The organism is Comamonas sp. F1-6 (genome assembly GCF_039581415.1).
GTDB lineage: Bacteria > Pseudomonadota > Gammaproteobacteria > Burkholderiales > Burkholderiaceae_C > Comamonas > Comamonas thiooxydans.
Window position 1 is genome coordinate 14,247 of record NZ_JBCPWN010000001.1, and the last position, 23,284, is coordinate 37,530.

Annotated in this window: 21 protein-coding genes; 15 read left to right on the forward strand and 6 right to left on the reverse strand. The window is 61.3% G+C overall.

All coding sequences use genetic code 11. The features are described 5' to 3' along the window. Window positions 1–139 precede the first annotated feature (139 nt). The gene (locus AAIL66_RS00075) at window positions 140–1,123 is read left to right on the forward strand and encodes a tripartite tricarboxylate transporter substrate binding protein (RefSeq protein ID WP_343495732.1); all 984 of its coding nucleotides are present in this window, start codon (window positions 140–142) and stop codon (window positions 1,121–1,123) included. A 274-nt stretch (window positions 1,124–1,397) separates the two neighbouring features. On the opposite strand, the gene ugpQ is transcribed toward AAIL66_RS00075, so the two are convergent. The 6 genes from ugpQ to AAIL66_RS00105 form a co-directional block, all read right to left on the reverse strand. Next, window positions 1,398–2,174 (reverse strand): glycerophosphodiester phosphodiesterase, encoded by a 777-nt coding sequence (gene ugpQ / locus AAIL66_RS00080; RefSeq protein WP_343495733.1) that lies wholly within the window; start codon window positions 2,172–2,174, stop codon window positions 1,398–1,400. A 274-nt stretch (window positions 2,175–2,448) separates the two neighbouring features. Then, on the reverse strand, window positions 2,449–3,456 hold the full coding sequence (locus AAIL66_RS00085) for a sn-glycerol-3-phosphate import ATP-binding protein UgpC (protein ID WP_034381667.1): 1,008 nt from the start codon (window positions 3,454–3,456) through the stop codon (window positions 2,449–2,451). Between the two features lie 65 nt (window positions 3,457–3,521). Beyond that, the gene (ugpE, locus tag AAIL66_RS00090; protein WP_034357561.1) at window positions 3,522–4,370 is read right to left on the reverse strand and encodes a sn-glycerol-3-phosphate ABC transporter permease UgpE; all 849 of its coding nucleotides are present in this window, start codon (window positions 4,368–4,370) and stop codon (window positions 3,522–3,524) included. A 2-nt stretch (window positions 4,371–4,372) separates the two neighbouring features. Then, on the reverse strand, window positions 4,373–5,254 hold the full coding sequence (ugpA, locus tag AAIL66_RS00095) for a sn-glycerol-3-phosphate ABC transporter permease UgpA (protein WP_034357563.1): 882 nt from the start codon (window positions 5,252–5,254) through the stop codon (window positions 4,373–4,375). A 122-nt stretch (window positions 5,255–5,376) separates the two neighbouring features. Then, window positions 5,377–6,690, reverse strand: coding sequence for a sn-glycerol-3-phosphate ABC transporter substrate-binding protein UgpB (gene ugpB, locus AAIL66_RS00100; RefSeq protein WP_034357566.1), 1,314 nt, complete (start codon window positions 6,688–6,690; stop codon window positions 5,377–5,379). Window positions 6,691–6,872: 182 nt separating this feature from the next. Further along, complete coding sequence (locus AAIL66_RS00105) at window positions 6,873–7,091, reverse strand: hypothetical protein (RefSeq protein ID WP_131324692.1); 219 nt, start codon at window positions 7,089–7,091, stop codon at window positions 6,873–6,875. Window positions 7,092–7,193: 102 nt separating this feature from the next. Here AAIL66_RS00105 and AAIL66_RS00110 point away from each other — a divergent pair, with 102 nt between their 5' ends. From AAIL66_RS00110 to folE, 14 genes are all read left to right on the forward strand, one after another. After that, entirely contained in the window at window positions 7,194–11,111 is a 3,918-nt protein-coding gene (locus AAIL66_RS00110) for an FAD/FMN-binding oxidoreductase (protein ID WP_034357568.1), read from the forward strand. Between the two features lie 111 nt (window positions 11,112–11,222). Then, window positions 11,223–11,660: an HIT family protein gene (locus AAIL66_RS00115; RefSeq protein WP_343495734.1), complete on the forward strand. Its 438-nt coding sequence runs from the start codon at window positions 11,223–11,225 to the stop codon at window positions 11,658–11,660. A 74-nt stretch (window positions 11,661–11,734) separates the two neighbouring features. Further along, complete coding sequence (locus AAIL66_RS00120) at window positions 11,735–12,154, forward strand: DUF971 domain-containing protein (RefSeq protein WP_003065996.1); 420 nt, start codon at window positions 11,735–11,737, stop codon at window positions 12,152–12,154. Window positions 12,155–12,397: 243 nt separating this feature from the next. Continuing rightward, window positions 12,398–13,129, forward strand: coding sequence for a bifunctional demethylmenaquinone methyltransferase/2-methoxy-6-polyprenyl-1,4-benzoquinol methylase UbiE (ubiE, locus tag AAIL66_RS00125; protein WP_003065997.1), 732 nt, complete (start codon window positions 12,398–12,400; stop codon window positions 13,127–13,129). A 51-nt stretch (window positions 13,130–13,180) separates the two neighbouring features. Then, window positions 13,181–14,182 carry a Tim44-like domain-containing protein gene (locus AAIL66_RS00130; RefSeq protein WP_034357573.1) on the forward strand — a complete coding sequence of 334 codons (1,002 nt, stop codon included), beginning with the start codon at window positions 13,181–13,183 and terminating at the stop codon, window positions 14,180–14,182. Window positions 14,183–14,272: 90 nt separating this feature from the next. Then, the gene (locus AAIL66_RS00135; RefSeq protein WP_003065999.1) at window positions 14,273–14,884 is read left to right on the forward strand and encodes a hypothetical protein; all 612 of its coding nucleotides are present in this window, start codon (window positions 14,273–14,275) and stop codon (window positions 14,882–14,884) included. Beyond that, entirely contained in the window at window positions 14,881–16,449 is a 1,569-nt protein-coding gene (ubiB, locus tag AAIL66_RS00140) for a ubiquinone biosynthesis regulatory protein kinase UbiB (RefSeq protein ID WP_012837124.1), read from the forward strand. The genes AAIL66_RS00135 and ubiB overlap by 4 nt, the downstream gene beginning before the upstream one ends. A 35-nt stretch (window positions 16,450–16,484) precedes the next feature. Continuing rightward, window positions 16,485–17,936 carry a sodium:solute symporter family protein gene (locus AAIL66_RS00145; protein WP_343495735.1) on the forward strand — a complete coding sequence of 484 codons (1,452 nt, stop codon included), beginning with the start codon at window positions 16,485–16,487 and terminating at the stop codon, window positions 17,934–17,936. Window positions 17,937–18,037: 101 nt separating this feature from the next. Then, window positions 18,038–18,319, forward strand: a complete 282-nt coding sequence (locus tag AAIL66_RS00150; protein ID WP_343495736.1) for an FmdB family zinc ribbon protein — start codon at window positions 18,038–18,040, stop codon at window positions 18,317–18,319. A gap of 14 nt (window positions 18,320–18,333) precedes the next feature. Next, the gene (locus AAIL66_RS00155; protein ID WP_003058473.1) at window positions 18,334–18,978 is read left to right on the forward strand and encodes a DUF502 domain-containing protein; all 645 of its coding nucleotides are present in this window, start codon (window positions 18,334–18,336) and stop codon (window positions 18,976–18,978) included. Window positions 18,979–18,996: 18 nt separating this feature from the next. Further along, entirely contained in the window at window positions 18,997–20,802 is a 1,806-nt protein-coding gene (gene aspS / locus AAIL66_RS00160; RefSeq protein ID WP_045838427.1) for an aspartate--tRNA ligase, read from the forward strand. 243 nt (window positions 20,803–21,045) lie between these two features. Next, window positions 21,046–21,549 (forward strand): dihydroneopterin triphosphate diphosphatase, encoded by a 504-nt coding sequence (gene nudB / locus AAIL66_RS00165; RefSeq protein WP_343495737.1) that lies wholly within the window; start codon window positions 21,046–21,048, stop codon window positions 21,547–21,549. 14 nt (window positions 21,550–21,563) lie between these two features. Continuing rightward, window positions 21,564–22,328, forward strand: coding sequence for an endonuclease/exonuclease/phosphatase family protein (locus AAIL66_RS00170; protein ID WP_043370940.1), 765 nt, complete (start codon window positions 21,564–21,566; stop codon window positions 22,326–22,328). A 205-nt stretch (window positions 22,329–22,533) separates the two neighbouring features. After that, complete coding sequence (folE, locus tag AAIL66_RS00175; RefSeq protein ID WP_003073932.1) at window positions 22,534–23,256, forward strand: GTP cyclohydrolase I; 723 nt, start codon at window positions 22,534–22,536, stop codon at window positions 23,254–23,256. Window positions 23,257–23,284 lie beyond the last annotated feature (28 nt).

Sequence of the window (23,284 nt, forward strand, 5' to 3'; positions counted from 1 at the left end):
GCTTTTTTATACCGGCCGGCTCCCGCTATGGCTCAAATCATGGCTCGAATGCTGCGATCCAGCGCAGGCTGGCTACCAGATCAGGCTGCCCGGACAGCGCTTCGTGCGGCCGATGATTTCTAAAACCAAGGAGACAACAATGAACAAGACTTCAATGAACATACTGGCCGGCCTGATGGCTGGCGCAGGCCTGCTTTTGTCCGCGGGCGCACAGGCTCAGGACGCCTTTCCGACCAAGCCGATTCGCATCGTGCTGGGCTTTCCCGCCGGCGGACCGCTGGACCAGCATGCCCGTTTGCTGACCGACAAGCTGCAGGGCGTGCTCGGTCAGCCGCTGGTGGTGGATTACAAGCCCGGAGCGGGCGGCTCCGTGGGGGCGCAGGACGTGATGCGCTCGCCCGCCGACGGCTACACGCTGATGCTGGCCAATACCGGCGTGATGGTCATCAACCCTGCGCTCTACAGCAAGCTGCCCTACAACACGCTCAAGGATTTCACGCCGATTGCCCGCACCGCCATGCAGCCGCTGGCGCTGCTGGTCAACAACAAGGTGCCGGCCAAGACGCTGACCGAGTTCACGACCTATGCCAAGGCCAACCCCGGCAAGATCAACTTCGGCTCGGCCGGCAACGGCGGCATCAGCCATCTGGTGCCCGAGATGTTCAAGAGCGCCGCAGGCGTGGACCTGGTGCACATTCCCTACAAGGGCAGCGCGCCTGCGTTCACCGATCTGATCGGTGGCCAGGTGCAGTTCATGGCCGAGAGCATTCCCCAGGCGGCCGCTTATCACAAGCAGGGCAAGGTGCGCGCCCTGGCCGTGACCAGCAAGGAACGCAATCCCGCGCTGCCCGAGGTGCCGACCGCCATAGAGTCCGGCCTCAAGGGCTTCGAGGTAGTGGGCTTCTATGGCTTCCTCGCGCCTGCCGGCCTGCCCAAGGAGGTGACGGCCAAGTTCAGCAATGCCTTCCAGCAGGTGATGAACCTGCCCGATGTGAAGAGCCGCATGGTGGAGCAGGGCGCCGACCCGGCCTTCCTGGGCTCTGAAGCCTTCGGCAAGTTCCTGGCCGGCGAGACTCCGCGCTGGGCGGCAGCCGTCAAGGCCTCGGGTACGAAGCTGGATTAACCCCCTGAGGCGCTGCGCGCCTTCCCCCTTTCTCTACGCGCTTTGCGCTAGGTAAGGGGGACGACAGCCTCGGTGCGGGGCGGCCCTTCCTCGCTGTCCCTTTGCTGGGGCACGCCAGTTTTTGATGCCTTTGAGCGCAAAAAAGCCCGGTCACTTTGGGTGGCCGGGCTTTTGTTTTGCTATGGGTATCGAAGCTGCTTGCGCTTGATTAGAGAGAAATTCAGTATTGATTGATACTGAAATTCAAGGTGGGTCTGCATAAGCAGCTACTGATTTACAGCTGGGCGCCTGTCTGTGCGGGGCTGAACATGTCCACACGATCGGTGATGATGCCGTCCGTGCCCAGGTCTATCAGGCGCTGTGCGGCCCATTGGTCGTTGACGGTGTAGCTGCTGCAGTAGAGGCCTGCGCCATGCACCTTGGCCACCAGCTCGGGCGTCCACAGCGCATGGTTGAGCACCATGGCGCTGCAGTCCAGCTCCAGGGCCAGTTTCAGGTCGGCGTCACCGTTGCCGTCGGCCAGCTTGTCCACCAGCAGGCCGCGCGGAATATGGGCTGCGGTCTCGCGGGCGCCCTTGAGCGACTCGGGCTTGAACGAGGTGAACAGCGGCTGTACCTCGGTTTGCGGCCAGATGCGCTGCATCAGCTCGCCGCAGGCACGGCCGGTTTCCAGTTCCTGGCCCGGGGTCGGCTTGATTTCCACATTCAGGTGCAGATGGTTGGCCAGGCACCAGCGTGCCAGGGCTTCCAGCGTGGGCAGGGCCTCGCCCGCATAGGCGCGCGAGTGCCAGCTGCCGGCGTCGAGCTGGGCGATCTCGCCCATGCTCAGTTCGCCGCCAATGCCGTGGCCGTTGGTGGTGCGCTCCAGCGTGGCGTCATGCATCAGAAACAGCACGCCGTCCTGGCTGAGCTTGGCATCGCATTCAAAAAAGCGGTAGCCATGCTGCGCGCCCAGACGGAAGGCGCTCATGGTGTTCTCAGGTGCCAGCTTGCCGGCGCCGCGGTGGGCCACCCAGCGGGGATAGGGCCAGGGTTTCAAAGCAGTAGTCATAGTGGATTTGCGCCCATGTAGACGTGAAAAAAGCGCCGTCAGCGTGGGCTTGGGCGCTTGGAGAAGTTTATGGCAGAAGGAATTCTGCAGTCATGAGCGTATGCATGCGATGAGATTGAGTCGGTCATTGGCGTCCGTGGACTCGTTCTTGAGGGTGTGCATTCACGGTGCCAGGGCACCGAGACAGGGCCGCCTCGCAGCGAAGTTGCCGTCCCCCTCGGGCGCCAGGCGCCCAGCAGGGGAAGCGGCGAAGCCGCTCAGGGGGTGTTTCGATTTATACGCGTTTGCCGGTTTCGGCGTTGAACCAGTGCAGGCGGTCTTCGCGCGCCGAGATGCGGGCCGTTTCACCGGGCTTGGGATAGGGCTTGCCTTCTTCCACGCGCACGGTGACGTCTTCGTCGCCCACCTTGCCATAGAGCAGGCGTTCGGCGCCCAGCAGTTCCACGGTCTGGACCTTGAACTCCACGCCGCCGGCTTCCACCAGGTCGATATGCTCGGGACGGATGCCCAGGATCATGCCGGGCTTGCCGTTGGGCGAGTGCTTGAGCAGGTTCATGGGAGGAGAGCCGATGAAGCCAGCCACAAAGGTGGAGGCGGGCGTGTGATAGACCTCTTCGGGCGTGCCGAACTGCTCCACATTGCCGCCGTTCATCACCACCATGCGCTGGGCCAGGGTCATGGCCTCGACCTGGTCGTGGGTCACGAACAGGCTGGTGATGCCCAGCTCGGCGTGCAGCTTCTGGATTTCCAGGCGGGTCTGGCCGCGCAGCTTGGCGTCCAGATTGGACAGGGGTTCGTCGAACAGAAAGACCTGGGGCTGGCGCACGATGGCGCGGCCCATGGCCACGCGCTGGCGCTGGCCGCCGGAGAGCTGGCGCGGCTTGCGGTCCAGCAGATGGCTCAGCTCCAGAATCTTGGCAGCCTTGTCCACGCGGCGCTTGATCTCGTCCTCGGGCACCTTGGCGAGCTTCAGGCCGTAGGCCATGTTCTCGTAGTTGCTCATATGGGGGTAGAGCGCATAGTTCTGGAACACCATGGCGATATTGCGCTTGGCGGGCTCCAGGTCGTTGACCTTGTTGCTGCCGATCAGCAGGTCGCCGTCGGTGATTTCTTCGAGGCCGGCGATCATGCGCAGCAGGGTGGACTTGCCGCAGCCCGAGGGGCCGACCAGCACGATGAATTCGCCGTCGTTGATTTCGACGTTGATGCCGTGGATGACGGGTACGGCGGACTTGCCGGTGCCGTAGCGCTTGACGATGTTCTTCAGGGAGATGGATGCCATGAGAGGTATTCCAGGTATTCGTTCAATGGGTCAAAAGAAGGTGGCGGAGGCAGTGGGGGCGAGCTTTATTTCTCGGTATCCACCAGGCCTTTGACAAACCACTTTTGCATCAGCATCACCACGGCTGTCGGGGGCAGCATGGCCAGAATGGCGGTCGCCATCACAATGTTCCAGTCCACAGCGGCTTCACCACCGGCCAGCATGCGCTTGATGCCGATCACTACGGGGTACATGTCTTCCGAGGTGGTCATCAGCAGTGGCCACAGGTACTGGTTCCAGCCGTAGATGAACTGGATCACGAACAGCGCGGCAATCGAGGTCTTGGACAAGGGCACCAGGATGTCCTTGAAAAAGCGCATGGCGCCGGCGCCGTCGATGCGGGCGGCCTCCACCAGCTCGTCCGGCACGGTCAGGAAGAACTGACGGAACAGGAAGGTGGCGGTTGCCGAAGCAATCAAGGGCAGGGTCAGGCCGGCGTAGCTGTTGAGCATGCCCAGCTCGGCCACGACCTTGTAGGTGGGCAGGATACGCACTTCCACGGGCAGCATCAGCGTCAGGAAAATCGCCCAGAAGCAGACCATCTTGAACGGGAAGCGGAAGTAGACGATGGCAAAGGCCGACAGCAGCGAGATGGCGATCTTGCCCACGGTGATGACCATGGCCACGACAAAGCTCACCCACATCATCTGCACGACATTGGTGTTGGAGCCGAGCTTGCCCGAACCGAGCAGGGCGTCGCGGTAGTTTTCCCACATATGCGAGCCGGGCAGCAGCGGCATGGGGGACTGCACGATGGCGTCCGCCGTATGGGTGGATGCGACCAGCGCCAGATACAGCGGAAAGGCCACGATGGCCACGCCCAGCAGCAGCACGGCGTGGGAGATGAAGGCAAGCCAGGGATTACGATCGACCATGATCAGTACTGCACTTTCTTTTCAACATAGCGGAACTGGATCACAGTCAGCACGACAACAATCAGCATCAGGATCACGGACTGGGCTGCGGAGCCGCCCAGGTCCAGCGCCTTGAAGCCGTCCTGGTAGACCTTGTAGACCAGAATCGATGTGGACTGGCCGGGGCCGCCCTGCGTGGCTGCATCAATGATGCCGAAGGTGTCGAAGAAGGCGTAGACGACGTTGATCACCAGCAGGAAGAAGGTGGTGGGCGAGAGCAGCGGCAGCTGGATGTTCCAGAAGCGGCGCCATGGGCCGGCACCGTCGATGGACGCGGCTTCGATCAGTGCCTTGGGAATGGACTGCAGTCCGGCGAGGAAGAACAGGAAGTTGTAGGAAATCTGTTTCCACACCGAGGTGATGACGATCAGGGCCATGGCCTGGTTTTCGTTCATCAGATGGTTCCATTCATAGCCCAGCTTGCCCATGTAATGGGTCACCACACCGATGGAGGGCGAGAACATGAAGACCCACAGCACGCCTGCGATCACGGGAGCCACTGCATAGGGGATGATCAGCAAGGTCTTGTAGACCATGGCAAAGCGGATGATGCGATCCGCAAAGATGGCCAGAGCCAGCGAAACGGCAATGCCGACGCCGGCCACCAGCACGGAGAACAGTGCTGTGCGCTTGAAGGAATTCAGATAGGTGGGGTCGGCGAACAACTGGCGGAAGTTGTCCAGGCCAACCCATTCGGTACTCATGCCGAACGCGTCTTCCATCTGGAATGACTGGAGCACAGCCTGACCGGCGGGCCAGAAGAAGAAGATGCCGATGATCAGTAGCTGGGGGGTGATCAGCACCCAGGGAAGCCACTTGGATCGGAAAAGAACGCGTTTTTCCATGAGGAGTTACAAATAAAAAAACCGCCGGAGCCTGGGTGCAGTCAACGGGGTATTTGGGGGTGCAGAGCCTTGTTTGAAGGCCCCGCAGGCCTTGGCGGCACCCTTGCGGGTGCCTGGAGGGTTTACTGTTTGTAGGAGCGCTCGAAGCGAGCCAGCAGTTCGTTGCCACGGCTCACGATGGAGTCCAGCGCCTGCTTGCCGGTCTTCTTGCCAGCCCACACCTGTTCGAGTTCTTCGTCCTCGATGGTACGGATCTGCACGTAGTTGCCCAGACGGATGCCGCGCGAGTTGTCGGTCACCTTGCGGATCATCTGCGTCACGGCGGTGTCGGTGCCGGGGTGCTTGGCGTAGAAACCGGACTTTTCGGTCAGGTCATAGGCCGCCATGGTCACGGGCAGGTAGCCGGTGCGCTGGTGCGAAGCGGCCTGTACCTTGGTCTGCGACAGGAACTCGAAGAACTTGGCCACGCCCTTGTACTCTTCGGCCTTCTTGCCAGCCATGACCCATAGCGAAGCGCCGCCGATCACGGTGTTCTGGGGAGCGCCCTTGACATCGGGATAGTAGGGCAAGGGAGCCAGGGCGTAGTTGAACTTGGCGTTCTTGGCCACATCGCCGTAGAAGCCGGACGAAGTCTGGATCATGGCGCATTCACCGGCGGTGAACGAAGCCTGGGAAGTGGAGGCGCGACCCTTGTAGACAAACTCGCCAGCCTTGGCTGCTGCGGCCAGGTTGTCGATGTGCTTGACGTGCAGAGGCGAGTTGATCTTCATGCGCGCCTTGTAGCCGTTGGCGCTCAGACCGTTGTGCTCGGTGGCGAATTCCACGTTGTGCCAGGTGGAGAAGGACTCCAGCTGGGTCCAGCCTTGCCATGCCAGGGTCATGGGGCAGCTGTGGCCGCTTTCCTTGAGCTTCTTGGCGGCAGCAAAGACTTCGGGCCAGGTCTTGGGGGCGACGTCGGGGTTCAGGCCGGCCTTCTTGAAGGCGTCCTTGTTGTAGTAGAAGATGGTTGTCGAGCTGTTGAAGGGGAAGCTCAGCATCTGGCCGTTGGGGGCCGTGTAGTAACCGGCCACGGCGGGGATGTAGGTCTTGGGGTCGAAAGCGACGCCGGCGTCCTGCATCACCTTGCCCACGGGCACCGTCGCACCCTTGGAAGCCATCATGGTGGCGGTCCCCACTTCAAACACCTGCAGGATGTGAGGGGCGTTGCCCGAGCGGAAGGCTGCAATCGCGGCCGTCATGGATTCGTCGTACACGCCCTTGAACGTGGGCACGACCTTGTAATCCTTCTGGCTTTCGTTGAACTGCTTGGCCAGGTCATTGACCCACTCGTTATTCACGGCAGTCATCGAGTGCCACCATTGGATTTCGGTGACGGCTTGTGCCGAGAAAGTAGTAGCGGCGACGGCGGCGGCCATGGCCAGTTGCTTGAATTGCATGAAGGCTCCTCTAACGATCGTTGACGAAATATGCGGTGATGCACACTAAGTCATCCGTATGACATATGGATGTCATTGTTTGCATGGGCAACGCGCCGCACCATGGGCAGAACCCGCAGTCACAAGCCTTTGTATGACGATCCGGTGACATCTGATGGTGCGCGAAGCTGCGCCATTCTAGGTCAACGGCATTTCGTTTGTTGTTGGTAGTCTTTCGTATTGAGTTGTTTTTGATTCGGAAATGTATGATTTTTGTCTAAATAGCCTATGAAAGATTCATCTACCCTTTGGCTGCGTGCAGCGGTGAACGGGTTCGCAGCGCCTTTGTGCATCGTCATGCAGCGGATCGCCTGCGAAATGCCGATGGGGCTTGCTGCTTTGGCGATAGCAGGGCTGGCCACTCAGAACCCATAGCAAAGCATGGCTGAGCCTCCGTCGCTTAAAATCGTCATCCCACTGGCTTAGGGGCGCCACACAGAGGGCGCCCGACACGGTCTACCCCCATGAATGTACCGATTGCGTTGGCTGCCGCCCTCCAGGCCCAGGCTGCCGAACCCGCACGACTGCGCGAGATTCCCTATAACTACACATCGTTCTCTGACCGTGAGATTGTGATTCGTCTGCTGGGCTCATCCATGTGGGATGTGCTCAATCAGCTGCGTCAGGAACGCCGTACCGGCCGATCCGCCCGCATGCTCTACGAAGTGCTGGGGGATATCTGGGTTGTGCAGCGCAATCCCTATCTTCAGGACGACCTGATCCACAACCCTGACCGCCGCAAGTCGCTGGTCGAGGCGCTGGAGCATCGCCTGGCCGAGATCGACAAGCGCCGCGAGCCCAACGAGGATGCGCTGCGCGATCAGTTGGTGGGTCAGCTGGTGGAAGCGGCCCACCGCGCCGTGCATGAATTCAACGCCACTTTTGTCGAGGCCGAGCAGCTGCGCCGCCGCGCGCAGAAGACGCTGCGTCGCTATACCGCCAAGGACAACATCAAGTTCGACGGTCTGTCGCGCGTGGCCCATGTGACCGATGCGACCGACTGGCGCGTCGAATACCCGTTTGTCGTGCTGACGCCCGATACCGAAGCCGAGATGGCCGGTCTGGTCAAGGGCTGCATCGAGCTCGGTCTGACCATCATTCCGCGAGGAGGCGGTACCGGATACACGGGTGGTGCCATACCTTTGACCTGGCGCTCGGTGGTCATCAACACCGAGAAGCTGGAAGCGCTGACCGAAGTCGAGATGCGCATGATTCCCGGCGTGGATCACGAAGTGCCCACCATCTACTCCGAAGCCGGTGTGGTGACTCAGCGTGTGGCCGATGCGGCTGAGCGCGGCGGCTTTGTGTTCGCCGTGGACCCGACCTCCATCGAGGCCTCCTGCATAGGCGGCAATATCGCCATGAACGCGGGCGGCAAAAAGGCCGTGCTCTGGGGTACTGCCCTGGACAATCTGGTGTCCTGGCGCATGGTCACTCCCGATGCGCAATGGCTGGAGGTCACACGCCTGGATCACAACCTCGGCAAGATCCATGATGCCGAGATGGCCTGTTTCGAGCTGAAGTACTTCGAGGCGGACGGCAAGACCCATGTGCGCACCGAGCGCCTGGACATCCCCGGTCACACCTTCCGCAAGGAAGGCCTGGGCAAGGACGTGACCGACAAATTCCTCTCGGGTCTGCCCGGCATCCAGAAGGAAGGCACGGACGGCCTGATCACCAGCGCGCGCTGGGTGGTGCACCGCATGCCGGCGCATACACGTACCGTTTGCATGGAATTCTTCGGCAATGCCAAGGATGCCGTGCCCTCCATCGTCGAGATCAAGGACTATATGTTCGCCGAGCAAAAGCGCTCGGGCGTGCTGCTGGCCGGCCTTGAACACCTGGACGACCGCTACCTCAAGGCCGTGGGCTACGCGACCAAGAGCAAGAAGGGCAACGGCCGTCTGCCCAAGATGGTGCTGCTGGGCGATATCGCCGGTGACGATGCCGACGAAGTGGCCCGCGTGGCGGCCGAGGTGGTGCGCATCGCCAATTCACGCAACGGCGAGGGCTTTACCGCCGTCAGCGCCGAGGCGCGCAAGAAGTTCTGGCTGGACCGCAAGCGCACGGCAGCGATCTCGCGCCATACCAACGCCTTCAAGATTAACGAAGACGTGGTGATTCCGCTGCCGCGCATGGCCGAGTACACCGATGGCATCGAGCGCATCAATATCGAGCTGTCGCTGCGCAACAAGCTCAAGCTCTGCGACGAGCTGAGCGGCTTTTTCAAGCACTCCGATCTGCCCCTGGGCAAGAGCGACGATGCCGGCGACATCCCCAGTGCCGAACTGCTGGAAGACCGCGTGCAGCAGGCCCTGGCGCTGGTGGCCGAGGTGCGCGAGCTCTGGCAGGGCTGGCTGGACGGCGTGGCCACGCTGTTCCCCGAGCTGCAGGATCACCGCCTGCGTGCGAGCTGGAAGACCCAGCTCAAGGAGCCGCTGTCCAAGATTTTCGCGGGCGCTGCCTTTCAGCCGCTGCGCGAGTCGGTCAACGAGATTCACCAGACCGTGCTCAAGGGCCGTGTCTGGGTGGCCCTGCACATGCACGCCGGCGACGGCAATGTGCACACCAACATCCCCGTCAACTCCGACGACTATGAAATGCTGCAGACCGCGCACGAAGCCGTGGCCCGCATCATGGAGCTGGCGCGCAGTCTGGACGGCGTGATCTCGGGCGAGCACGGCATCGGCATCACCAAGCTGGAATTCCTCTCGGATGCCGAGCTGGCACCGTTTGCCGATTACAAGAAGCGTGTGGACCCCGAAGGCCGCTTCAACAAGGGCAAGCTGATCCGCAACGAAGAGTGGGATGCCCTGGCGCACCAGAGTCATGACGGTCGCTCGCCGCGCGAGTCGCTGATGTTTGCCGATCTGACCAATGCCTACACGCCCAGTTTCGGCCTGATGGGTTATGAATCCATCATCATGCAGCAGTCGGACATCGGCGCCATCGCCAACTCCGTCAAGGACTGCCTGCGCTGCGGCAAGTGCAAGCCCGTGTGCGCCACCCATGTGCCGCGCGCCAATCTGCTGTACTCACCGCGCAACAAGATTCTGGCCACCTCGCTGCTGGTGGAGGCCTTCCTCTACGAAGAGCAGACACGCCGTGGCGTGTCCATCAAGCACTGGCAGGAATTCGAAGACGTGGCCGACCACTGCACGGTCTGCCACAAGTGCTTCAACCCCTGCCCGGTCAAGATCGACTTTGGCGACGTGACCATGAATATGCGCAATCTGCTGCGCAAGATGGACAAGAAGAGCTTCCGTCCCGGCAACAAGCTGGCCATGGCCATGCTCAATGCCACGAACCCCGACACCATCAAGTTCATGCGCACGGCCATGGTGGGCGTGGGCTTCAAGGCCCAGCGCCTGGCGGCCGACGTGCTGGGGGCTGTCGCCAAGAAGCAGACCGCGCATCCGCCCGCATCCGTGGGCACGGCTCCCATCAAGGAGCAGGTGATTCACTTCATCAACAAGAAGCTGCCCGGTGGTCTGCCCACCAAGACGGCGCGCGCCTTGCTGGATATCGAAGACAAGGATTACGTGCCCATCATCCGCGACCCGCAGGCCACCAAGTCGGACACCGAGGCGGTGTTCTACTTCCCCGGCTGCGGCTCGGAGCGCCTGTTCAGTCAGGTGGGTCTGGCCACGCAGGCCATGCTCTGGCATGCCGGCGTGCAGACCGTGCTGCCACCCGGTTATCTGTGCTGCGGCTATCCCCAGCGCGGTTCGGGCCAGTTCGACAAGGCCGAGAAGATGATCACGGACAACCGTGTGCTCTTCCACCGTGTGGCGACCACGCTCAACTATCTGGACATCAAGACCGTGGTGGTGAGCTGCGGTACCTGCTATGACCAGTTGCAGGGCTACCAGTTCGACAAGATCTTCCCCGGCTGCCGCATCATCGACATCCACGAATATCTGCTCGAAAAGGGCATCACGCTGCAGAACAAGGGTGCTTACCTGTACCACGACCCCTGCCATACGCCCATGAAGCAGCAGGACCCGATGAAGACCGTCAAGGCCTTGATGGGGGACAACGTGCTCAAGAGCGAGCGCTGCTGCGGCGAATCCGGCACGCTGGGGGTGACGCGTCCCGATATCTCCACGCAGATCCGTTTCCGCAAGACCGAGGAGATTCGCAAGGGCGAGGCCGCATTGCGTGACAACGGCCAGCTGGGTGCCCAGGACAACGTCAAGATCCTGACCAGCTGCCCCAGCTGCCTGCAGGGCCTGAGCCGCTATGGCAACGATCTGAACAACGGTCTGCTCGAAGCCGACTACATCGTGGTCGAGATGGCGCGCGACATTCTGGGCGAGAACTGGATGGCCGAGTATGTCAATCGCGCCAACCAGGGCGGTATCGAGCGTGTGCTGGTGTGATGCCCCCTGAGTCGCTCCGCTCCTTCCCCAAGGGAGGCCGGGGCGGACCTGCCTCGGTGTCTCCGGCCTTTGCTGGGGTCACATCGAGAAGCATTGCAATGGAGATTTCAGATGCTGGTTGAAAATTGTCCTCTGTGCATTGCCGATGGCGGTGCGCTGGTCTGGCGCGGCGACAAGCTGCGTGTGATCCGCGCAGCGGAAGCTGGCTTTCCGGCCTTCTATCGCGTGGTCTGGAATGAGCATGCGGCCGAGTTCTCGGATCTGAGCGCGGCGGATCGCATTGTCTGCATGGATGCCGTGGCTCTGGTCGAGCGCGTGCTGCGCGAGCAGCTGGCTCCGACCAAGATCAACCTGGCGGCGCTCGGTAATATGGTGGCACATCTGCACTGGCATGTGATTGCGCGCTATGACTGGGACAGCCACTTTCCCGCTTCCGTCTGGGCTGCGGCCCAGCGCGAGCGCGATGAAGAGCGCGAAGCTGCGATTGCCCGCCAGCTGCCGCAGGTGGATGAAGTGCTGCAAAAGGCGTTGGCCCTCTGGGCCGCGTGATGTTTTTCGTCTCCGACGGGAGATTCAAAGGGCAGCTTGAGGCTGCCCTTTTATGCATTGATTAGGAGAGAACCATGGCAGGACTGCAAGCCAATACTCCCACCCCCCAGTCATTGACCGTGCATGGCGCATCGCGCGTGCTGGAGGTCTCTTATTCGGACGGCAAGACTTTCCGCATCCCGTTCGAGTTGCTGCGCGTGTACTCGCCCTCGGCCGAGGTGCAAGGCCATGGCCCGGGCCAGGAAGTGCTGCAGACCGGCAAGCGCGATGTGGGCATCAACACCATAGAGCCGGTCGGCAACTACGCCATCAAGCCCTTCTTCAGCGATGGGCATGAAAGCGGTCTGTACACCTGGGAATACCTCTACCAGCTGGGCAGCCAGCAGGATGCTCTGTGGCAGCAATATCTGCAGCGCCTTGAAGAGGCCGGGATGGAGCGCGACACGCCCATGCCCGAGAAGGGCGCCGGCGGTCATGGCTGCAGCGTGCATTGAGCTTTGACTCCCAGGGGCTTGCATGTCGGCTCAAAAGCCGGCAGCAACGTCCCGTACACGCCACATAGCCCATGCATACGGTACAGGGTTATTGAGGCTGGTGCTATATTTCCAATAGCTGGCAGCGCATGTGAAATAAGCGCTCAAGGCGAATTCCTTCCAAAAACCATAGTGCTTCAAAGCCTGTAGCCATACGGGGTTGTCGCTGTACGCGCAAGCACTGCCTGCTTAGCATTCTTTGTTATGAGCTCCACACACTTCGGATTCCAGACTGTTGATGAAAGCGAGAAGGCATCGCGCGTACGCGGTGTGTTCGACTCCGTGGCTTCCAAGTACGACGTCATGAACGACGTGATGTCGGGCGGTCTGCACCGCGCCTGGAAGGCTTACACGCTGATGGTGGCCAACCTCAAGGAAGGCGACAAGGCGCTGGATATCGCGGGCGGCACAGGAGATCTGTCCCTGGCTTTTTCCAAGAAGGTGGGCGCCAGCGGTCAGGTGGTGCACACCGACATCAATGAAGCCATGTTGCGCGTGGGGCGTGACCGTTTGACCGACAAGGGCGTGATCCTGCCCACGCTGGTCTGCGATGCTGAAAAGCTGCCTTTCCCCGACAACTATTTCGATCTGGTCAGCGTGGCCTTCGGTCTGCGCAATATGACGCACAAGGATGCAGCGCTCAAGGAAATGAACCGCGTGCTGCGTCCCGGCGGCAAGCTGCTGGTGCTGGAGTTTTCCAAGGTGGCCAAACCGCTGGAGAAAGTCTATGACTGGTACTCGTTCAAGATTTTGCCGACCATGGGCAAGATGATTGCCGGCGACGCCGAAAGCTATCGCTATCTGGCTGAGTCCATTCGCATGCACCCAGGCCAGAAGGAGCTCAAGGCCCTGATGCAGCAATGCGGCTTTGGCCATGTGGACTATCACAACATGACAGGAGGCGTCTGTGCCTTGCATGTGGGAATCAAATGTTAAGTGCGCCCTGTGCGCAGATTTGTAGCGACTTTCTATAAGAAGGGAGATGAGATGAAGAAACTTTGGTCAATCGCCTTGGTGGCAATGCTGGTGGTGGCACATGGTCAGGCCGATGCAAAACGCATGGGCGGTGGCTCATCGTTCGGCAAACAGTCGGGCAACGTCACTCAACGCGAAGCGTCTCGTGCTCCCGCTCAGAATACCCAGCAGGCTCCGCAGCAGAGTGCGGCGCAGCAAAACCGTGCTGCTCCGCCTGCAGCGGCTCCGGCCGCTGCACCCAAGAAGCCATGGGGCGCCATGCTGGGCGGCCTGGCCGCAGGCCTGGGCCTGGCCTGGCTGGCCAACTCGCTGGGCATGGGCGAAGCCTTTGCCAATCTGCTGATGTTCGGTCTGCTGGCCATGGTGATCATGGTGGTGGTCGGCATGATCATGCGCCGTCGCAAGGCAGCGCCTGCCGTGCAGAGCACCAGCAGTCCATTCGCCTTTCAGGGCGCAGGCAATCTGGGCGGTGATGTGAATGCACCTCAGGCACGCCAGTACAACCCCGAAAAAGTGGGCAATGACGCGTCGGCTCGTCCTTGGGAACAGAACCATATTCCCGAAGCCGCAGCTGCAGCTGGCGGCTCCATGATCGGCTCTGCCCTGTCGGGTTCGCAGAACTGGGGCGTGCCTGCAGACTTCGATGCCGAAGGCTTTCTCACGGCAGCCAAGCGCAACTTCGTGACGCTGCAGTCGGCCTGGGACAGGTCCGACATCACCACTCTGCGCTCCATGATGACCGACGAGATGCTCGCGGAAATCCGCAGCCAGCTGTCCGAGCGCGAGAGCCAGCGTGCCGGTGAACCCAACCACACCGACGTGTTGATGATCGATGCGCAACTGCTGGGCATCGAAGATCTGGGCAATGGCTATATGGCCAGCGTCGAGTTCTCCGGCATGATCCGCGAAGAGGCATCGGCAGGCCCCAGCCCCTTCCGTGAAGTCTGGAACATGACCAAGCCCAAGAGTGGTACCAGCGGCTGGCTGGTGGCAGGCGTGCAGGCGCTGCAATAAGCGCCGCCCCGCAGCGATGGTGCCGTCCCCCTTGGGGGGAAGGCGCAAAGCGCCACAGGGGGGAATCAATTTCATGAATAATCGGGGACTATGGCAACACAGTCCCCTTTTTCTTTTCTGGGCGGTCTCGTCGAACGCGTGATGGCCGGTCCCCAAGCTCCCGAATGGCTGGTGAGTGAAATGCACCAGCGTCTGGTGCTTTTCCTCAATCACGTGCTGATGCAGGAAAAAGAGGCCATGGACCGCCTCGTGCGCCAGAAGGGGCGTATTGCTCGCGTGCAATGGCGCCAGTATTCGGTCGCCTTGCTGGTCACTCCTGCTGGCCTGTTCGACGTGGCTCCTGCGGAGGCTGCACCCGATCTGATGCTGGAAGTCACCGAGACCTCTCCTCTGTCGCTGGCCCAGACGGCCTTGCGTGGCGACAAGCCCAGCATTCGCATCGAAGGCGATGTGCAGTTTGCCGCCGAGATCAATTGGCTGGTGGATAACGTCAAGTGGGATGTGGAGGAAGATCTGGCTCGCCTGATTGGCGATGTGCCGGCCCACACCATTGGCAAGGTGGCACGCACGGCCGCACAGGGGCTGCGTCAGTTCGTCGGCGCACGCATGGGCAGCAAGTCTGCCTCTGCTGCCGATGTCGCCAATCCTGCCGGCACGGCACCCGTGGCAGCCATGCCCGGGGCCGATTACACACAGCCATGAGCCGCTTTCTGCGGGGCTGGGCCATCCTCTGGGTGGTGTTTCGTTATGGACTCGATGAGCTGGTGCTCTCCGGGATTCCGCATCCGCGCCTGCGCAGCCTGCGCGGCGTGCTGACCTTTGGCCGCAAGCTGGACAAGCCACGTGGCGTGCGCCTGCGCGAAGCGCTGGAAGAGCTGGGACCCATCTTCGTGAAGTTCGGTCAGGTGCTGTCTACGCGCAGCGACCTGATGCCGCCCGATGTGGCCGAGGAACTGGCCAAGCTGCAGGACCGCGTGCCGCCGTTCGATTCCCAGATCGCGGTGGACACCATCGAGCGCTCCTTTCGCAAGCCGCTGGAGCAGATCTTCATCAGCTTCGAGCGTGAGCCCGTGGCCAGCGCGTCCATCGCCCAGGTGCACTTTGCCAGGGTTCGCGACAAGTCCGGCGTCGAGCACGACGTCGCCGTCAAGGTGCTGCGTCCGGGCATGAAGTCCGTGATCGACAAGGATCTGGCGCTGATGCACATGATGGCGAGCTGGCTGGAAAAGCTCTCCCATGATGGCAAGCGCCTCAAGCCCAAGGAAGTGGTTGCCGAGTTCGACAACTATCTGCATGACGAGCTGGACCTGATCCGCGAAGCCTCCAATGCCGCGCAACTGCGTCGCAATATGGAAGGGCTGGATCTGGTGCTGATCCCCGAGATCCACTGGGATTACTGCCACACCGACGTGATGGTGATGGAGCGCATGAAGGGCGTGCCCATCAGCCAGGTCGAGCGCCTGCGCGAAGCCGGCGTGGACATCCCCAAGCTGGCGCGCGATGGCGTGACCATCTTCTTTACCCAGGTGTTCCGCGACGGCTTCTTTCATGCCGACATGCACCCGGGCAACATCATGGTCAGCCTGGAGCCCGATACCTTCGGGCGCTATATCTCGCTGGACTTCGGCATCGTCGGCACGCTGACCGAGTTCGACAAGGAATACCTGGCGCAGAACTTCCTGGCCTTCTTCCGCCGCGACTACAAGCGTGTTGCCGCCTTGCATGTGGAAAGCGGCTGGGTGCCGGCCACGACGCGCGTCGAGGAGCTGGAGGCGGCCATCCGCGCCGTCTGCGAGCCTTATTTCGACCGGCCTCTGGCCGAAATCTCGCTGGGCATGGTGCTGATGCGCCTGTTCCAGACCTCGCGCCGTTTCCAGGTCGAGATCCAGCCCCAGCTGGTGCTGCTGCAAAAGACGCTGCTCAATATCGAGGGCCTGGGCCGTCAGCTCGACCCCAACCTCGACCTCTGGAGCACGGCCAAGCCATTCCTCGAGAAATGGATGCTGGACCAGATGGGACCGCAGCGCCTATGGCATGAGCTGCAGGCGCAGGCGCCGCGTTACGCCAAGATCCTGCCCGACATTCCGCGTGTGCTGCACCAGTATCTGTCCAGGCATGGAGCCGGCAATGACAGCGAGACCCTGCTCAAGGAGCTGCTGCAGCAGCAGAAAACGACAAACCGTCTGCTGCAGGCCATCCTCTGCGGCGGCATCGGTTTCGTCATCGGTCTGGTGGTGCTGCAGGTTCTGCTGCGCATCCGCTTCTGAGCTTTCCCTTTCTTTAGAGTTCGAGGAGTGCCAGCGTGCTGCTCTCATTGGTGATCGTCTACCTGTTAGTGACCATCGGCATCGGCCTGTGGGCCGCCAGACGCGTGAAGAACACGGCGGATTTCGCCATTGCCGGCCGTCATCTGCCGCTCTACATGATCATCACCACCACATTCGCGACCTGGTTCGGGTCCGAGCTGGTGCTGGGCGTGCCTGCCAAGTTCATCGAAGGCGGTCTGCATGCGCTGGTGGAAGATCCGTTTGGCGCGGGCATGTGCCTGATCCTGGTGGGCGTCTTTTTTGCGGCCAAGCTCTACCGCATGAATCTGCTGACCATCAGCGACTACTACCGCTCGCGCTATGGCCGAGCTATCGAGGTGGTCTGCTCGCTGATCATCATGCTCAGCTATCTGGGCTGGGTTTCGGCCCAGGTCACGGCGCTGGGCCTGGTATTCAACCTGCTCTCGGGCGGTGTCGTCAGCATTCCCATGGGCATGACGATAGGCGTGCTCTCGGTGCTGGTCTACACCCTGTTCGGCGGCATGTGGTCCGTGGCCGTGACGGATTTCGTGCAGATGACCATCCTGGTCGCCGGCCTGCTGATACTGGCCTTTTTTGCCGGTGACATGGCGGGCGGCGCGGGCAAGGTGGTCGATCTGGCCACCAGCCGGGATCTGTTCAAGTTTCTGCCCGAGCCCTCGCTGCATGAAATCGTTTTCTTCATCGGCGCTGCCGTGACCATGATGCTGGGCTCGATTCCGCAGCAGGACATCTTCCAGCGCGTGATGTCGGCAGACACCGAGAAGTCGGCCGTGCGCGGCACCATCATCGGCGGTGCCTGCTATGTGATCTTTGCCTTCGTACCCATGTTCCTGGTGGCCAGTGCGCTCATCATCATGCCCGCCGAAGCCACGGCCCTGCTGGCCGATGATCCGCAGAAGGTGCTGCCCACCCTGGTGATGGACAAGATGCCGTTTGCCATGCAGGTGCTGTTCTTCGGCGCGCTGCTCTCGGCCATCAAGTCCTGTGCGTCGGCCACCTTGCTGGCTCCCAGCGTGACCTTTACCGAGAACATCTGGCGCCAGTTCCGTCCCTACACCACGGACAAGGAAAACCTCAGGACCATGCGCATCAGCGTGCTGGTGTTTGCGGCCTGTGTGCTGGCCTATTCGATAGCCATGGAGGGCACGCCCATCTATGAGCTGGTCGCCAGCGCCTATCAGGTGCCGCTGGTGGGGGCCTTCGTGCCGCTGGTGTTCGGCCTGTACTGGAAGCGAGCCACCACCCAGGGTGCCATCAGTGCCGTGGCGCTGGGCATAGGTGTGTGGCTGGTCTTCATGGTCACGCCCGCGCTCAACCAGGCTTTTCCACAGCAGCTGGCTGGTCTTTTGGCTGCGGTTGCCGGCATGCTTGCAGGCTCGCTGCTGCCCCAGTGGATCAGCAACCATCACCGTGAAATCGAGTCCCTGGCCGAGATCAAGGCTTGAGAGAGCAAACCGGCTGCACCGGGGCTTGCTTGCGCAGCGCAGCAAAACCAGGGGCGGCGCCTATAATTGAGGGTTTTTGCACTTTCTCCGTTTTTAGCGCTATGCCTATCTATGCATACAAGTGTGGCTCCTGCGGTCACGCCAAGGATGTGCTGCAGAAAATCTCGGACGCGCCGCTGACCGTGTGCCCAGCTTGCGGGGCCGAGGCCTTTTCCAAGCAGCTCACCGCTCCGGGCTTTCAGCTCAAGGGTTCTGGCTGGTATGCCACGGACTTCAAGAACAGCGGCAGCAAGCCGGCTGCAAGCACCTCTTCATCCAGTGACAGTGCCGCTGCACCTGCAGCAGCTGCCCCTGCCCCTGCCCCTGCGCCCGCCAATTCCTGAGGCTTACCCACACTATGTCTGCATTGCGCAAGTGGCTGATTGCCGGTTTGCTGGTCATCGTTCCCCTGGTGATCACGCTGGGCGTGCTCAACTGGATCATCGGAACGCTTGATCAGACGCTGGCCATTCTTCCCGAGGCCTGGCAGCCCGACAGATTGCTGGGCATGCATATTCCGGGCTTTGGCGTTATTCTGACCTTGCTGATTCTGCTGCTCGTGGGCGGCATTGCCAGCAATTTCATCGGCCGCAAGCTGGTGGGCTGGGGTGATGCGCTGGTGCGTCGCATTCCCGTGGTGCGCTCCATCTATTCCAGCGTCAAGCAGGTCTCGGACACCGTGTTCTCCGACAGCGGCAACGCTTTTCGCACGGCAGTGCTGGTGCAGTGGCCGCGCGAGGGCGTATGGACCGTGGCTTTCGTCACAGGCCAGCCCAGCGGTGAAGTGGCGGCTTTGCTGCGCGATGAATATGTGAGCGTCTTCGTGCCCACCACACCCAACCCCACCGGGGGTTACTTCGTGCTGGTGCGCAAGAGCGAGTGCATCGAGCTGGAGATGAGTGTGGATGCGGCGCTCAAATACATTGTTTCGATGGGCGTGGTGGCTCCGCCAGACCTCGCCCTGATCGAAGAATCCAAACAAACAACCTTGTCGCACCCCTAAGGTGCAGGAAGAATTTTCATGGCAATGCGTTCTCAATACTGCGGTCTGGTGACCGAAGCCCAAATGGGCGAAACCGTGACCCTGTGCGGCTGGGTGAATCGCCGCCGTGACCATGGTGGCGTGATCTTCATCGACCTGCGCGACCGTGAAGGCTATGTGCAGGTGGTCTGCGACCCCGACCGCGCCGAGATGTTCAAGGTGGCCGAAGACGTGCGCAACGAGTTCTGCGTGCAGGTCAAGGGTGTGGTGCGTGCGCGTCCCGCCGGCACCACCAACGACAAGCTCAAGAGCGGTCAGATCGAAGTGCTGTGCCATGAGCTGAACGTGCTCAACGCTTCCGTCACGCCTCCTTTCCAGCTGGACGATGACAATCTGTCGGAAACCGTGCGCCTCACGAATCGCGTGATGGATCTGCGTCGTCCCGTGATGCAGCGCAATATGATGCTGCGTTACAAGACCGCCATCCAGGTGCGCAACTTCCTCGACAAGGAAGGCTTCATCGACATCGAGACTCCCATGCTGGGCAAGTCCACGCCCGAAGGCGCCCGTGACTACCTGGTGCCCTCGCGTGTGCATGACGGCGAATTCTTCGCGCTGCCCCAGTCGCCCCAGTTGTACAAGCAGATGCTGATGGTCTCGGGCTTCGACCGCTACTACCAGATCACCAAGTGCTTCCGCGACGAAGACCTGCGCGCTGATCGTCAGCCCGAATTCACGCAGATCGACTGCGAAACCTCTTTCCTGAACGAAGAGGAAATCCGCGCCATCTTCCAGCGCATGATCAAGGAAGTGTTCCAGACCCAGTTGAACGTGGATCTGGGCGAGTTCCCCATCATGACCTACCAGGACGCGGCCTTCCGCTTCGGTTCGGACAAGCCCGACCTGCGCGTCAAGCTCGAGTTCACCGAGCTGACCGACATCATGGGCGATGTGGACTTCAAGGTCTTCTCCACCCCCGCCACCACCAAGGGCGGCCGTGTCGTGGCCCTGCGCGTGCCCGGCGGCGCTGCCATCTCGCGTGGCGAGATCGACGGCTACACCGAGTTCGTCAAGATCTACGGTGCCAAGGGCCTGGCCTGGATCAAGGTCAACGAAGTGGCCAAGGGCCGTGAAGGCCTGCAGTCGCCCATCGTCAAGAACCTGCACGATGCTGCGCTGGCCGAAATCGTCAAGCGCACCGGTGCACAGGATGGCGACCTGCTGTTCTTTGGCGCCGACAAGGAAAAGATCGTCAACGACTCCATCGGCGCCCTGCGCCTGAAGGTCGGCCACAGCGAATTCGGCAAGAAGAGCGGCCTGTTCGAAGACAAGTGGGCGCCTCTGTGGGTGGTGGACTTCCCCATGTTCGAACATGACGAGGACAGCGGCCGCTGGGTGGCCGTGCACCACCCCTTCACCTCGCCCAAGGATGGTCACGAAGACCTGATGGACACCGATCCAGGCAAGTGCATTGCCAAGGCCTACGACATGGTTCTGAACGGCTGGGAGCTGGGCGGCGGCTCGGTGCGTATCCACCGTGCCGACGTGCAGGCCAAGGTGTTCGAAGCCCTGAACATCACGCCCGAGCAGCAACGTGCCAAGTTCGGCTATCTGCTGGACGCGCTGCAGTACGGTGCGCCCCCCCATGGTGGTCTGGCCTTCGGCCTGGATCGTCTGATCACGCTGATGACGGGCTCCGACTCCATCCGCGACGTGATTGCCTTCCCCAAGACACAGCGCGCCCAGGATCTGCTGACCCAGGCTCCCTCGCCCGTGGACGAGAAGCAGCTGCGCGAGCTGCACATCAAGCTGCGTAACCCCATGGTGGTCACCACCGAGGCTTGATTCCCAAGCTCCCCGTGAACAGCGCCGGTCGCTGTTCACACCCGGGCGCCAGTTCGCGAAAGCGGCTGGCGCTTTTTTGTTGCTTTGAAATCGGGAGCTGCTTGCGCCTGTCAATCTTGAGACTCAGATGGTTTTCAGTCTGAATTCAATGATTGGAAAGCGGTTGAAGCTATGAATATTGATGGCTATCAAGCAGCAGGGCGACTCAGCCTGCTGTCATGCTGGCCGCGCTAATATGCTGCGATGGAAGTCAGGCCCTACAAGATTCCGCAGTCCGTGCTGGTCGTGATCTACCGCGAAGACGGGCAGGTGTTGCTGCTGCGCCGAAGCATCGATGCGCCCGAGGGCGAGCCTTTCTGGCAATCCGTCACGGGCAGCAAGGACAGCCTGGACGAGGATTGGCATGAAACCGCGGTGCGCGAGGTGCTCGAGGAAACCGGCATCGACGCGCTGGCGCCGGACTGTTGCCTGACCGATTGGGAACTCGAGAACGTCTACGCCATCTATCCGCAATGGCTGCATCGTTACGCGCCGGGCGTCAGCCATAACCAGGAGCGTGTCTTCGGCCTCCGTGTGCCACCTCACATGACCGTGCACTTGAATCCCAGGGAGCACACCGCACATGATTGGCATGATTGGCGTGAGGCAGCCCAGCGCTGCTTTTCTTCTTCCAACGCAGAAGCTATTTTGCTGTTGCCGCGCTTCGAGCCGGCGCTGGTCGAGCGCCGCTGCAGGCAACAGCCTTGAAACCCACAGTGCCTATGTCTGAAGTTCAGTTGTCTACGCCGCCAGAGCCGCAGATCCTGCGCGTGGCTACCTACAACATTCACAAGGGTGTGCAGGGCCTGGGCCCTGCCAGGAGGCTGGAGATTCACAATCTGGGACTCGCGGTGGAGCAGCTCGATGCGGACATCGTCTGCCTTCAGGAGGTTCGCAAGATGAACCGCAAGGAGGAGCAGTATTTCGACCGCTGGCCCAATGTGCCTCAGGCCGAGTATCTGGCTCCCGAAGGCTACGAGTCCGTCTATCTGACCAATGCCTACACTCGGGACGGCGAGCACGGCAATGCGCTGCTCAGCCGCTGGCCGGTGATCGGCTACCAGCACGAGGACATCTCGGACCATCGCTTCGAGCAGCGCGGCCTGCTGCATGTGGAGCTGGACATCCACGGCAAGCGCGTGCACTCCATCGTCGTGCACCTGGGTCTGATTCCGGGCAGCCGCATTCGCCAGATCGCGTTGCTGCAGCGTTTCATCGAGCGCGAGGTGCCGCCCAATGCACCGCTGGTGGTGGCGGGCGACTTCAATGACTGGGGCAACCAGATCAAGCGCATGCTGGCGGGTTTCGGCCTGTTCGAGTACGAGGAAACGCAGGGCATTCTGACCTATCCTTCGCGGCTGCCGATTGCGCAGCTCGACCATATCTATGTGCGTGGCCTGACCCCGCTGGGGCTGCAGGTGCCCAAGGGGCGCATCTGGTGGCGCATGTCGGATCATCTGCCGCTGATTGCAGAGTTCAAGCTGTAGCAGCCCTGAGCCCGGCCCCGCGCCCGCTGCTCGGGTGGGCGCGACAGCCTCGCCGCGCGGCGGCGCTTGCTCGCTGTCTCTGGTCGGGTGCATGCTTATTTTGAGATTGCTCCTGAAACCATAGCTTCCAATGCCTTGTAAACATGCATCTGGACGGCAAATCCTTTGTAGCTTCGGGAAGTTGATTCACTGGTACCATTCTTGGATGTTCAGAGATCTCGCCGACATGAAAAAAGACAACTCAGCCGAAGGAACACCCGTTTCGGTCAAGATCCGCGAGCGGCTGCAGGCAGCTAAAAAACGTTTCCACGCCAACGACAACATTGCCGAATTCATTGAGCCCGGCGAGCTGGAGAAGCTGCTGGACGAGGTGCAGGAGAAGATGCAGGGCGTGCTCGACTCCATGGTCATCGACACCGTGCATGACCACAACACGCGCGCCACGGCCCGCCGTGTGGCCAAGATGTATGTGAATGAGGTGTTCCGCGGCCGTTATGTGCATCAGCCGGCCATCACCGAATTCCCCAACGCCGAACACTTGAACGAGCTGATGATCGTCGGCCCGATCACCGTGCGCAGCGCCTGCAGCCACCACCTGTGTCCCGTGATCGGCAAGATCTGGATCGGCGTGCTGCCCAACAAGAACACCAATGTGATCGGTCTGTCCAAGTACGCGCGTCTGGTGGACTGGATCATGGGTCGTCCGCAGATTCAGGAAGAGGCCATCATCCAGCTGGCCGACCTGATCATGGACAAGACCCGACCCGACGGGCTGGCCGTGGTCATGGAAGCCTCGCATTTCTGCATGTCCTGGCGCGGCGTGCGCGAGATGGATTCCAAGATGCTGAATTCCGTCATGCGCGGCGCTTTCCTCACCAACTCCGAACTGCGCCGCGAATTCCTGTCGCTCATAGCAGCTAGAAAATAAATGCCCCCTGTGGCGCTTTGCGCCTTCC